Source organism: Novosphingobium sp. TK46, assembly GCF_055361525.1.
This window is the reverse complement of the sequence record NZ_CM143963.1, coordinates 505490-517500: the sequence shown is the minus strand read 5'-3', so window position 1 is coordinate 517500 and position 12011 is coordinate 505490. Positions and strand designations below refer to the sequence as shown.

Below are 12011 nucleotides of genomic sequence, written 5' to 3'. Positions count from 1 at the left end.
CCAGGCCAGTGCCTTCATTTCAACTAGCAGAACACTTTGGGAAGAGTGGCCATAGCGGGTGACAGCCCCGTATGCGAAAGTGATAATGAAGGACTCGAGTAGGGCGGGACACGTGAAATCCTGTCTGAACATGGGGGGACCACCCTCCAAGCCTAAATACTCGTACATGACCGATAGCGAACTAGTACCGTGAGGGAAAGGTGAAAAGCACCCCGATGAGGGGAGTGAAACAGTACCTGAAACCGAATGCTTACAATCAGTTGGAGCCTCTTTAGGGGGTGACAGCGTACCTCTTGCATAATGGGTCAGTGACTTAATCTGTCGAGCAAGCTTAAGCCGTTAGGTGTAGGCGCAGCGAAAGCGAGTCTGAATAGGGCGACTGAGTTCGACGGATTAGACCCGAAACCCGGCGATCTAGGCATGACCAGGTTGAAGGTGCGGTAACACGCACTGGAGGACCGAACCGTTGAATGTTGAAAAATTCTCGGATGAGTTGTGTTTAGGGGTGAAAGGCCAATCAAGCCGGGAAATAGCTGGTTCTCCGCGAAATCTATTGAGGTAGAGCGTCGGATGTATGCCGTTGGGGGTAGAGCACTGGATGGGCTAGGGGGTCGCGAGATCTACCAAACCTAACCAAACTCCGAATACCAACGAGACTTATCCGGCAGACAGACGGCGGGTGCTAAGGTCCGTCGTCAAAAGGGAAACAGCCCTAACCTACAGCTAAGGTCCCCAAGTCATCACTAAGTGGGAAAGCATGTGGAAGTCCCAAAACAACCAGGAGGTTGGCTTAGAAGCAGCCATCCTTTAAAGAAAGCGTAACAGCTCACTGGTCTAAATAAGGGTTTCTGCGGCGAAAATGTAACGGGGCTCAAGTGATGCACCGAAGCTTAGGGTGTGATCGTTTACGATCACGCGGTAGCGGAGCGTTCCGTAAGCGGATGAAGCGGGAGGGTAACCGACCGTGGACGTATCGGAAGTGCGAATGCTGACATGAGTAGCGATAAAGAGGGTGAGACACCCTCTCGCCGAAAGACCAAGGGTTCCTGCTTAAAGCTAATCTGAGCAGGGTGAGCCGGCCCCTAAGACGAGCCCGAAGGGGGTAGTCGATGGGAACCACGTTAATATTCGTGGGCCTGGTGGTGTGTGACGGATCATGTGTGTTGTCTGGCCTTATTGGATTGGTCAGGCTTCGAAATGGTTCCAGGAAATAGCCCCACCGTATAGACCGTACCCGAAACCGACACAGGTGGTCAGGTAGAGTATACCAAGGCGTTTGAGAGAAGTATCCTGAAGGAACTCGGCAAATTGCCTCCGTACCTTCGGAAGAAGGAGGCCCTCTCACCGGGCAACCGGTGTGGAGGGGGCACAGGCCAGGGGGTAGCGACTGTTTAGCAAAAACACAGGACTCTGCTAAGTCGGCTTCAAGACGACGTATAGGGTCTGACGCCTGCCCGGTGCTCGAAGGTTAAGAGGAGGAGTGCAAGCTCCGAATTGAAGCCCGAGTAAACGGCGGCCGTAACTATAACGGTCCTAAGGTAGCGAAATTCCTTGTCGGGTAAGTTCCGACCTGCACGAATGGCGTAACGACTTCCCCACTGTCTCCAGGATATGCTCAGCGAAATTGAATTCTCCGTGAAGATGCGGAGTACCCGCGGTTAGACGGAAAGACCCCGTGCACCTTTACTGCAGCTTCAGAGTGGCATTAGGAAGAAATTGTGTAGCATAGGTGGGAGGCTTTGAAGCGTCGGCGCCAGCTAACGTGGAGCCATAGGTGAAATACCACCCTGTTTGTTTCTGATGTCTAACCTCGTACCGTAAGCCGGTACAGGGACCCTCTGTGGCGGGTAGTTTGACTGGGGCGGTCGCCTCCTAAAGAGTAACGGAGGCGCGCGATGGTAGGCTCAGGACGGTTGGAAACCGTCTGCAAGAGTGCAATGGCATAAGCCTGCCTGACTGCGAGACTGACGAGTCGAGCAGAGACGAAAGTCGGTCATAGTGATCCGGTGGTCCCTCGTGGAAGGGCCATCGCTCAACGGATAAAAGGTACGCCGGGGATAACAGGCTGATGATTCCCAAGAGCTCATATCGACGGAATCGTTTGGCACCTCGATGTCGGCTCATCACATCCTGGGGCTGGAGCAGGTCCCAAGGGTTTGGCTGTTCGCCAATTAAAGTGGTACGTGAGCTGGGTTCAGAACGTCGCGAGACAGTTTGGTCCCTATCTGCCGTGGGCGTCGATACTTGAGAGGAGTTGTCCCTAGTACGAGAGGACCGGGATGAACATGCCTCTGGTGTACCTGTCGTTCCGCCAGGAGCGCAGCAGGGTAGCTATGCATGGACGGGATAACCGCTGAAAGCATCTAAGCGGGAAGCCTCCCTCGAGATTAGGTATCATCGAGTCGTGATAGACCATCACGTTGATAGGCCGGGTGTAGAAGTGCGGTAACGCATGGAGCTAACCGGTCCTAATCACTCTGTTCATGCTTGTGGAAATTCGCACCATCAATGACAGCCCTGCCTGACAGCAGCGCAAACCGTCATCGGTACGGACGATAAACCAGCCAGACACATCATCTAATCCAGCACGGGCCATCGATTAAAAACCCATACGAAACGCGCCAGCTCCATTGCTTGGTGACCATAGCGTCAGTGACCCACCCGATCCCATCTCGAACTCGGCCGTGAAACCTGACAGCGCCAATGGTACTACCGCTCAAGCGTTGGAAGAGTAGGACGTCGCCAGGCATTGAAGCCGGCGCGCTTCGTATCGGATAAAAACCCATTCACATGACAAGGGCGTCACCGCCCGCAAAACAGGGCCGCTCCAGATATCCTGGCGAGGCCCTGTTCGCGTCGGATCAAGACACCCAACCTTGGGCTGAAACATTCAGCCCACACGGTGACGCGGGGGTGAGCAGCCCGCCGTCCAGACCGACATCGTCGGGATGGGCCGACAAACAACTGCTTCCGGGCTGACCACTCAGCCCACACGGTGACGCGGGGTGGAGCAGCCCGCCGTCCAGACCGACATCGTCGGGATGGACCGACAAACAACTGCTTCCGGGCTGACCACTCAGCCCACACGGTGACGCGGGGTGGAGCAGCCCGGTAGCTCGTCAGGCTCATAACCTGAAGGTCGTAGGTTCAAATCCTACCCCCGCAACCACCGTTCTAAAACTCCACGCGCCGCCCCTCAGGGCGGCGTTGTCGTTTACAGCCCAGAACACCAGATCCGCGACATCAGTGACAACCCCCGGGCTCTAAGCCGTCGAAGCCATCGGGGGCGATCGGCACCCTCCATCAAGGCCGTTCATAAATCCGACGCGTCTATCCGGATTGGCTCCTAGCTAGCGGCTCGCGCTAAGCGACAGCCCTCTACGTCACAGTGAGCGAACTCGGGGTGTCAACAAGGTCCTCGCGAGGGGATTCAATTCGAGGCACCCTCTGGCACGGCGGTATGTCGACCATCGCCCACTTCGTGGGTGATTTCCTCTCCCAATGCGGGGGGCGTAGCTTGATCCAGCCCGCCTGACAGGATGTGGTCCTCGAGTAGCTCGAAGTCCGCTACGCGACCAAGCGGCACAAGGATCACAAGCTCGCCGATAGCGAAAGGCTCGACGTCCTCGTCCGCCCGAATGGCTCCAAGCTGTGGCAGCTCAAGTACCGTTTTACCGGCAAGTAGAAGCTGCGCTGATCGGCGCCTATCCAGAGGTGGGTCTGGCGGAGGCGCGGCTGCGTCGCGCCAAGACGAAAGCCGGCTTGAGCCAGGGGAGGATCCTGGCGCAAGGGAGGTTCCGGTACATGGCACGACCTTTGATGAGGCCGCACGTGCCTCGCATGCTAACCGGCTGTCTTCTCTCGACCCGAACCATGCCGAGCGACTAATGACGAGGCTGAAGCGCGATGCTTTTCCGCCCTTAGGCGCCACGGCATTCGCGACGATCACGAGCGGTGGCGGGTATCGAGAAGCTGGCCACCGAGGCAACGATAGGCATCGGCTGCCGGATCGTAGCTGAAACGCGCCTTGGGGAAGCGGCCGTTGGCGATCGCGCTGCCACGCTGGGGTCGGGCGACATAAGGAGCGATGCCGTTCGCCTCGCACGCCTCGATGTCCTCGCCCTTATAATAGCCATGTCTGCCACGGCAGCGATCCGCTCGACGCCAAGAGTATCCTTGGCCGCCCGGCAGTGGCCGCCAGCAGGCCCATGTCGGTGGCGGCGTTGGTGATGGGCTGTTCGACGATCAGCTTGTGCTTCGCATCGACTGCCACCTGCGCGTTGTACCTGACCGTAGTCTTTTGACCCGTCACCATCGCACGCGGATCGGGGTCGGTCGGCGAGACCTGGCTTTCACCGCTGGCGTTCAGTTGCTCCAGCATGCCTCTTGAGCCCGTTGCCGTTCGCGCACCTTAGCCATCTTCGGAGACAGTGCCTCGCCGCCAGGCCCATGGCCATCCTCGCCGCGGTCGATGGCGTCCAGTTCGGCCAGATACCCCTCAAGCCGCTCGTCGGCCGCGGCAATATACCTGGCCAGCTTGTCACGGGAGAAGTTGCGTCCCGAATTGTTCACAGCCTTCTGCCGCGTCCCGTCTACCGCCAGTAGCTCGCGCCCGAACAGGTCGAGCTTGCGGCAAAGGACGACGAAGGCGCGGAACACCGCCTTGAAGGCGCTCCGATTGTCGCGACGAAACTCAGCGATGGTCTTGTGGTTGCGTGTCGCCTCCGCTTCAAGCCTTCGGCTCGACCGCACCCGGTTGAGATAGCCGTACAGGTACAGCTTGAGCATATCGCCCGGGTCATACCCCGGCCGTCCCGTCGCCTTCGGTCGCGAGCGATGGAAGCCGGACTCGCGCAGATCAAGGTCATCGACGAACGCGTCGATGAACCGAACCGGACTATCCGCGGCCACATAGTCCTCTACCGATGCCGGCAGCAGCAGCGCCTGGTCGCGCGCATGACCCTCAATGTATGCCATGAACACAGCATATGGCTGTCAGCGATCCTGTGGAAACGCTCAGCGAATTTCCGCACAGAGTCTGGGTTCCTTTTCCGGGAAAGGTCATGCCTGTCGAGAAACACCCGTTTGTCGCACATTGAAGTGGAAACGACCGCTTCCCGCTTAAGAGGGTGAACGCGCGGATCCGGAACGTCCGCTGCTGGCGCCCGCCTTGCATGGATAGATTGCCCGTCCTGCTCGTTCCCTTGCGAGCTCTGTCCGTACGCCGCTGCCCAGAATACTGTAGCCAGCAGCATTCAGGTGAACTCCATCTGGCACGTAGAAGTCGCCAGGTTTTCCATTTCTGAGAAACTCATCGGCAACATCAATGTAATAGACATCCTTGTAATAGGAAGCGATAGCGGATGCCTGTCGGTTGAAATTCCGCTGTTCTGACAGAAACTCAAATCGAGCCGGGCTCGGCTTGATGGAGATTACATATAGAGGGGTTGCACCATAAAGCCTCCTCTTTTCAGCAATGATGTTTCGCAACACTTCGACGACGTCACTCGATCTCTGTCCCAAAGCAATATCATTGTCGCCGAGGTAAGCAATGATTGCATGCGGCGGATAACCAACAGTATCGTTGGCAAACATCTGGGCAATGGCCTGGACAGTCGCTCCGTCAACACCCCGGTTGTATGCGGTCCAGGGTGACATGTCGCTCCCGAGTGATGTCCACTTGTGCATAGTGGAACTGCCAACGAACCACAAGGTACAGCTTCCGCCCTGAGCGTCGGGGAGTTTCGCATAGCGAGCCATCAGCTTTTGGATCGCAAACCAGCCGGCAATGATCGCAACAAAGATCATCACCGCGATAAAAAGTTTGCGGCATTCAACAACCACGGAATTCTGGGTTTGGATACCTCGCATCTATTGCGGGTACACCCGAAATGTTAATTAAAGCGCCCACCTTTCAAACGCGAGGATTAAGGCAATTTCGTGCTAGTAAGAGTGTCAATGCTCTCTACCGCGCGTTAGCGGCGTATACCGCGCTTTCAGCCGCTGAATGAACGTGTTCAAAATTCAGCGTGGTCTTTCTCGGCTATGAACACATCAGGACGATATATGACAGATACCGTTCCTCTAACATTCAGCGACGATACTTAGCAAATTCTTAAGCACTGTCATCGAGAGAGGTACAGGAGGGGTCGGGGAAGATGGTTGGTTCACCTAAAGCTTTAGTGTGGGCGGATCTCGCCAAAGCGGCCTGTATCATTCTAGTAATTCTTTACCATGCTGGCAAAATCACTGAAGCATCTGGGTGGGTCCATCAGGCTGAAATCAGCGGTGCCTGGAATGCGTTTAGCACGTTCCTGCAGCCCATCAGAATGCCTACCTTCTTCCTGATATCTGGTGTGCTCACTTCTCGCTCAATCATAAGTCCGTCTGCAGATACGGTCTCCAAACGACTAATAAAGCCCGTTTACTTATATGTGCTCTGGGGTGCTATATTTGTCGCGATTGTTCCTGCATATCCTCATACCAACCAAATAGGCTTTGGCGTGCTAACCAGAGTGCAAGTAGTGTGCCTCGGCCTGTCGCCTGCATGGTATCTGATGGCGCTCGGCGCTTACTATTGCGCGGCCGCTATCACTCGCGAGTGGAGGCTTGATTTTCTACTCCTCGTCTGCGCTGCATTGTCAGTTGTGGGCTCGCTCTTGCAGCCATCCACATTAAACCATATTCCCAACATAGCACGATGCGCCTTCTTCTTCATCGTTGGGGTAAGAATGAAGGAGGCGGTGTTAGTGTTCGCTGCGAACCCAAGTGTCCGTCTTCTAGTCCTCACGGGCGTGCTCTGGATGGTAGGCTCAACCCTTTGCGTGATGCTCGGTGACTTCTTACTACCCGTGGACATGGTTGCAGCGGCGTTCGCTATTCAGGCGGTGGCGTTGGCCGGTGCGAGATGGCAAATCCTACATCGCCCAGCGCGCTGGCTCGCACAGCGCACATTGCAGATTTATCTCCTGCACTTTCTTATGCTCGCATGCTTCGGTCATTTCTTGAAATCGAGCCTGAGTCCCACTGTGTTGGGGTCGTTCTGGCTGGGGCTTGTCGCGCCCTTGGTTGCTACCGCCTTTGCACTGCCAGCTAGTTTGATCATAGGCGATCTGATGAGAAGGCACCGCCTTGGATGGATGTTTGCCTTACCAAGGGTCTCACGGCCGGTCGTGCACCCGCATGCGACCAGCTAGCATTACTTTGGCAGATTGCTGATTTGGGCATTCCCAAGCGAGAGATGTGGTGATTCATAGGTTGCCAGCTTCTGAAGGGGCTGGTGATGGATATGCATTGAAGAGAGGATCTCGATCGCTGGCTTGAGCCGTTTCTGAGCGGCCTGGGATACAAGACCTAGCGTCGGATGTGCCCGGCCTACATCGCCGGTTTAATCGATCCCGGTGATCGCAAGAGTGTGCAGCCAATGGCTGTTCGCGGCGGTGAGGCCGGCTACCAGCTGCATCACTTCGTAGCTGCCGGGATATGGGACGGCGCACCGCTAGAAGCATCCCTTCTGAGCGAGGCTAACAGGCTGGTGGGCGATCCCAAGGCCTGATGATACCGCGATGTTTAAGAAACGGCGTCACTCGGTCGGTGTGGCGCCACAATATGCTTCGTCGCTGGGCAAGAACGCGAATTGTCAGACCATGGTGTCAGTGACGCTGGCATCGCGAGAGGTGCCGGTGATGGTGGGCTTGCGGTTGTTCCTGCCGGAGAGCTGGACAAGCGACCCATAGCGCATGTTGCGCGCCAAGGTGCCGGCCGACCGGCAGGTCGCCATCGAGGAGATTGACATGATCAAGGCCGCAGGCGTGCGTTTTGGCAGATGCCGGATCAGCTTTTCCGGTGGAGTTTGGGGACAAATATTTCAATATGGCGCTCAAGATCTGGTGTGATCGATAGTTGACGCTCGAAAGGATGAAATTGTGGACCTTCTGGCGGAATCAAACTTACGAATTCCTTAAGGCTCGTTGACCATTGCCGTAAATCTGGTTCCGGATAACGCTTGTAAGTCGAAAAGCTGCAGCTCCTGAAAATCAATGACTGAAAGAATTCGATTCGTCGAAAATGGCGGTTTCCCGCTATTCCCACCAACGCTACTTTTTGAGGCGAATTTACGGGAACCCCAACGTGCGTGTCTCACTGCGATTGCAAAGCGGAGGATAGCTCCAAGGAAACGGAGCTATATCCATCAAACATGCCGAATGGACGAGACGACATGACGAAGCGGTTCGAGAACAAGATCGTGGTAGTTACGGGTGGAACGGATGGCATCGGCCTGGCGACGGCAAAATCCTTCGCCGCCGAAGGGGCGACCGTCGATATCACGGGTCGTCGGAAAGGCCGGCTCGATGAGGCGCTCGAAGAGATTGGGCATCGCACTATCGGTGTGCAGGGAGATGTCAGTGATCTCGCCGACCTCGACCGGCTGTATGCGCAGATCGAGCAGGACCATGGGCGCGTAGATGTCGTCATTGCCAATGCAGGCATGGCAGAATATGCTTCTATCGGGGCGATCGACGAAGACCACTACAACCGGGTGTTCGACATCAACGGCAAGGGCACCGTCTTCACGGTGCAGAAGGCCCTCCCGCTCATGTCCGAAGGCGGAGCGATCGTGCTGACCGGATCCGGGGCCAGCAAAGGCTTCCCGGCACCGTCCATCTACAGCGCGTCAAAGGCGGCCATCCGGTCGCTTGCTCGCACCTGGACCGCAGATCTGAAAATTCGGTCGGGGCCGACATAGCGCGGGGGAACAAGTGGTTTGCCAGCCATTGCGGCGATCGGTCCTGCGCCGCGCTTCAGACTGGCGAGTTCGGCGCTGCGGGTGCGCGAAGCCGCCGGCACGGTCCCAGCCTCGGTCGCTGGCCTGGCTCGTTCCAGGACAGGCGAGGGCGATTGCGGTCAGGGAGATGCTGAGGCGCTTCATGCTTCGCTCTCCAACTTTGACATGTATAAGGACAGTATCGTTCGGGCGCCTCGCGCTGGCGGCATTGCTTCGGACCTGCCAAAAATGCTTGCCGATTTCGCAGTCCTCCCGTCCTCATTCATACCTGACGCCCTATCTGTCAGGCATAGATGCCGCCGCAGGGTCATTCCCGCGCCAGTTTAGACAAGAATAAACGGCTATCAGGCGATTTGCGGAGAGACGCAGCCTGCGTTCAGGCTCCTGGAACGATCCTAGCGCATGGCATATGATGCGACATAGCCGAGATGGTCAGAGAGGTAGTAGCCACCGCCCGAGATGCCGAAGGGCACCTCGACGGCTTTCAGCCCCAGTATCCTGCCTGCTCCCGCACGATAGAACTGCTTGTCCTTCGCCCGTTTCACAACGTCTCGGAAGTTGCGATCAACTACCGCAGCTGGAATTGTAGACCGGATCTGGGCGGTAGCCTCTGCTGCTGCTCCCAAGAGCGGCGGCGTGGCGCCGACCTCGGCAATGCGTTGCGAGACGTGGCCGATGTTGAAGTCGCCACCGAATACGGCGCTGGCTCGCGGCGGGATCTTGGCCGCCAGAAAGCGCCGCGCTTCTCTCAGCTGCTCGGCAAATGCAGCGTCCGCGCGCGCGTTCGAGACGCCGGTGGCATGCCGCGAGTTCATATGGGTATCGGCAATGGCGATCGGGTCTTGCTGGCCCGGGACCTTGATCCAGGTCAACAACACGCCCTTGGACGCAAGGCAGTCGTAACCGGCGCAGGCATCGTCTGCGAAGGTCATCGACGAGGTTGCGACAATGGGAAAGTCGGATAGCACGAGCAAGCCGCTGTCGACCCACTTGCCCACGCCTTCGCCTTTGCGCCAGTCCGCACCGGCCCGATAGTTGTCCGACATGGCAAGGGCCGACGCGGCGTCCGATCCGTTCGCTCTTGGCCCGACAGCGATGAAGCGATACCCGGACAGCTCTGCGATCTCCTTTGCCTCGGGCGTGAATGCCTCCTGCAACAGTACGACATCCGGCTGCCGGCCTTGACGGCGCAGCCCGGCCAGCCTCAAGCCGATCTGCTGGAGAGCACCGGTTCGGTTCAACGCAATCGGGAAAGGTAGCCCTTCGACGTTGTAGGTCATGACCGACAAGCGATCCGCATCGTGCGGCGATAGGGGCGCGCTCCAGCTTTTTTGCGCCGCTGGCGACGGTCCGGACAAGCTGGCCAGAACCAGCGCCGAAAAAGCCAGTGCCGAGGTCCACCGCATACTTCGCAAAAGCAATCTCCACTTCGTGCAAGGGAGACTCCGAGGTGCGGCGAAATCCGCATCGTGATTTACAGAATGCGGGTTGTCGGCAGTGGCGGCGTCTCACCGTCGTTCACGGCCCATAGATCGTGAACGGAGACCCTTCTTGATGCACCCCTCGGTCCTCTTTGCTGGCATGTACGCGAGCGAGGTCGCGCTGCGCCTCGCCTCGGCATTTTAAAGTGGCGGCCCCGGCGCGGTTCCTGTCGCTTGCGGGGAAAGGAATGGCGCTGCATGGTCAGCCGGCGATGACTTCGAGCGGGAACGAACTGCCTGCGCAAGCGGGCCTGAAACAATTGTGCCTGTCGCTGCGCGGCGAGCTCACGCGCTTTCTGCGCGCGCGGGGCAACAGCGATGCCGATGCCGAGGATCTGCTGCAGGATCTCTTCATCCGGATCGAGACAAGTACGACCGGTCCGATCCGCGCGCCCAGGGCGTACTTGTACCAGACGCTCAACAACATGGCGCATACCCGGCGGCGCACCGAAACGCGCCGGCAAGCGCGCGATGCCGACTGGATCGACGCGCGCGACCATGGCTACGAGGTGGACAAGACCCCGGATGCCGAGACGACGCTTGCCGATCGCGACGAACTGGCGAGGGTCGAAGCGCATCTGGCGGCCTTGCCCGAGCGCACTTCCTTCGTCTTTCGCCAGTATCGGATCGAAGGGTCGTCGCAGAAGGCGATCGCGCAGGAACTGGGCATTAGCCTCAGCGCGGTCGAAAAGCACCTGCAGCGCGCCTACAGGGCAGTGCTCGAAATTCGCCGCAACCGCGCGATCGCCTCGGATGCGATGTCGCGGAGCGAAGGAGGGTTCGATGGCCGAAGCGACTGACGAACGCGTCCATGACGAGGCGATCTTGTGGCACTTGCGATCGGCCGCGTCCGATTTCGACGATTGGCAGTCTTTCGCCGAGTGGCTGGAGGCCGATCCACGGCACAATGCCGCGTATGAAGCGGTGGCGGACGCGGACAGGGCGCTGGATCGCATCGTCGACCTTGCACCACAATCGGGCTCCTCGAACGACGATCATGGGCGTGACGACATCGAGATCGTCTCGCCGCGTCGCAGCTGGCGGTTTGCCGCGATGGCGGCGTCGATCACGCTGGCGGCGGTTGGATCATGGGTGACTTACGGACGGCTCGACGGCACCTACAGCGTTGTCACCGCTCCTGGTGAAATGCGCACCGTGGCTTTGGCCGATGGTACCCGCATTGCGCTGAATGGCGCTACGCGGCTCATGCTGAACCGCAATGATCCGCGTCATGCCGAACTCACGAGTGGCGAGGCAAAGTTTGCCGTCCACCACGACGACGCCAATCCGTTCCGTCTGATCATCGACGATCAGCAAATTGTCGATGTCGGCACCGTCTTCAACGTGCAGAAGAGTTCCAGGGCCGTTCGGCTTGAAGTCGCGGAAGGCGCCGTGCGTTTTGAAAGCGGCGACGTTCGCTTACGCTTGAATGCGGGCGATACCTTGCAGGCGAACGGGGACAGCATCGTCGAGGGTACCCGGCCGGTGACGGCGATCGGAACCTGGGCGCAAGGCAAGCTGGTCTATCGCCAGCAGCCGCTTGTCGATGTCGTCGGCGATCTTTCGCGCGCGAGAGGTGTTGCCATCGAACTGGGCCCTGATCTATCTGCCAGGACATTCACTGGCGTGATCCAGCTGGAGGGCGATCAGGAAACGGTTCGTCGGCGCTTCGAGCAACTGTTGGGACTGAGGGTTTCCAGAACGTCCGATGGTTGGTCGATTTCCAGATAGATGGGCATGGTCAC

8 protein-coding genes, 1 tRNA gene, 2 rRNA genes and 1 pseudogene (1 of these 12 cut by a window edge) are annotated in these 12011 nt (G+C 58.1%); 8 read left to right on the top strand and 4 right to left on the bottom strand.

The annotated features are described in order from the left end of the window. From ACXJ1Z_RS02360 to ACXJ1Z_RS02350, 3 genes are all read left to right on the top strand, one after another. Nucleotides 1-2492, top strand: a 23S ribosomal RNA gene (locus tag ACXJ1Z_RS02360); it begins 308 nt to the left of the window's first position. 141 nt (nucleotides 2493-2633) lie between these two features. Continuing rightward, nucleotides 2634-2748: ribosomal RNA gene (gene rrf / locus ACXJ1Z_RS02355) — 5S ribosomal RNA — on the top strand. A gap of 344 nt (nucleotides 2749-3092) precedes the next feature. Beyond that, nucleotides 3093-3169, top strand: a tRNA-Met gene (locus tag ACXJ1Z_RS02350). A gap of 954 nt (nucleotides 3170-4123) precedes the next feature. On the opposite strand, the gene ACXJ1Z_RS02345 is transcribed toward ACXJ1Z_RS02350, so the two are convergent. From ACXJ1Z_RS02345 to ACXJ1Z_RS02335, 3 genes are all read right to left on the bottom strand, one after another. Then, nucleotides 4124-4381 (bottom strand): hypothetical protein, encoded by a 258-nt coding sequence (locus tag ACXJ1Z_RS02345; protein WP_463779264.1) that lies wholly within the window; start codon nucleotides 4379-4381, stop codon nucleotides 4124-4126. Beyond that, entirely contained in the window at nucleotides 4366-4977 is a 612-nt protein-coding gene (locus ACXJ1Z_RS02340; RefSeq protein ID WP_463779262.1) for a transposase, read from the bottom strand. Before ACXJ1Z_RS02340 ends, ACXJ1Z_RS02345 begins: the two co-directional genes overlap by 16 nt. A 144-nt stretch (nucleotides 4978-5121) precedes the next feature. Then, nucleotides 5122-5844, bottom strand: a complete 723-nt coding sequence (locus ACXJ1Z_RS02335) for a GDSL-type esterase/lipase family protein (protein WP_463779261.1) — start codon at nucleotides 5842-5844, stop codon at nucleotides 5122-5124. A 314-nt stretch (nucleotides 5845-6158) separates the two neighbouring features. On the opposite strand from ACXJ1Z_RS02335, the gene ACXJ1Z_RS02330 reads away from it, so the two are divergent. The 3 genes and pseudogenes from ACXJ1Z_RS02330 to ACXJ1Z_RS02320 all read left to right on the top strand — a co-directional run bounded on the left by ACXJ1Z_RS02330 (nucleotide 6159) and on the right by ACXJ1Z_RS02320 (nucleotide 8746). After that, a complete protein-coding gene (locus tag ACXJ1Z_RS02330) occupies nucleotides 6159-7196 on the top strand; it encodes an acyltransferase family protein (RefSeq protein ID WP_463779259.1) in 1038 nt (345 codons plus the stop codon). Between the two features lie 134 nt (nucleotides 7197-7330). Further along, a pseudogene (locus ACXJ1Z_RS02325) lies at nucleotides 7331-7847 on the top strand (IS701 family transposase); the annotation flags it as partial. 371 nt (nucleotides 7848-8218) lie between these two features. Beyond that, nucleotides 8219-8746: an SDR family NAD(P)-dependent oxidoreductase gene (locus ACXJ1Z_RS02320; protein ID WP_463779258.1), complete on the top strand. Its 528-nt coding sequence runs from the start codon at nucleotides 8219-8221 to the stop codon at nucleotides 8744-8746. Nucleotides 8747-9180: 434 nt separating this feature from the next. On the opposite strand, the gene ACXJ1Z_RS02315 is transcribed toward ACXJ1Z_RS02320, so the two are convergent. Next, entirely contained in the window at nucleotides 9181-10191 is a 1011-nt protein-coding gene (locus tag ACXJ1Z_RS02315; protein ID WP_463779257.1) for an endonuclease/exonuclease/phosphatase family protein, read from the bottom strand. 263 nt (nucleotides 10192-10454) lie between these two features. Between ACXJ1Z_RS02315 and ACXJ1Z_RS02310 the strand changes: the two genes are divergently transcribed. Together ACXJ1Z_RS02310 and ACXJ1Z_RS02305 are read left to right on the top strand one after the other, a co-directional pair. Continuing rightward, entirely contained in the window at nucleotides 10455-11066 is a 612-nt protein-coding gene (locus tag ACXJ1Z_RS02310; protein ID WP_463779255.1) for an RNA polymerase sigma factor, read from the top strand. Continuing rightward, nucleotides 11050-11997 (top strand): FecR family protein, encoded by a 948-nt coding sequence (locus ACXJ1Z_RS02305; RefSeq protein WP_463779254.1) that lies wholly within the window; start codon nucleotides 11050-11052, stop codon nucleotides 11995-11997. Before ACXJ1Z_RS02310 ends, ACXJ1Z_RS02305 begins: the two co-directional genes overlap by 17 nt. Nucleotides 11998-12011: the final 14 nt, after the last annotated feature.

Excerpts from the sequence above, each read along its gene's own strand:
- ACXJ1Z_RS02345 (WP_463779264.1), bottom strand. The coding sequence starts at position 4,381 with ATGCTGGAGCAACTGAACGCCAGCGGTGAAAGCCAGGTCTCGCCGACC.
- ACXJ1Z_RS02340 (WP_463779262.1), bottom strand. The coding sequence starts at position 4,977 with ATGGCATACATTGAGGGTCATGCGCGCGACCAGGCGCTGCTGCTGCCG.
- ACXJ1Z_RS02330 (WP_463779259.1), top strand. The coding sequence starts at position 6,159 with ATGGTTGGTTCACCTAAAGCTTTAGTGTGGGCGGATCTCGCCAAAGCG.
- ACXJ1Z_RS02320 (WP_463779258.1), top strand. The coding sequence starts at position 8,219 with ATGACGAAGCGGTTCGAGAACAAGATCGTGGTAGTTACGGGTGGAACG.
- ACXJ1Z_RS02315 (WP_463779257.1), bottom strand. The coding sequence starts at position 10,191 with ATGCGGTGGACCTCGGCACTGGCTTTTTCGGCGCTGGTTCTGGCCAGC.
- ACXJ1Z_RS02310 (WP_463779255.1), top strand. The coding sequence starts at position 10,455 with ATGGCGCTGCATGGTCAGCCGGCGATGACTTCGAGCGGGAACGAACTG.
- ACXJ1Z_RS02305 (WP_463779254.1), top strand. The coding sequence starts at position 11,050 with ATGGCCGAAGCGACTGACGAACGCGTCCATGACGAGGCGATCTTGTGG.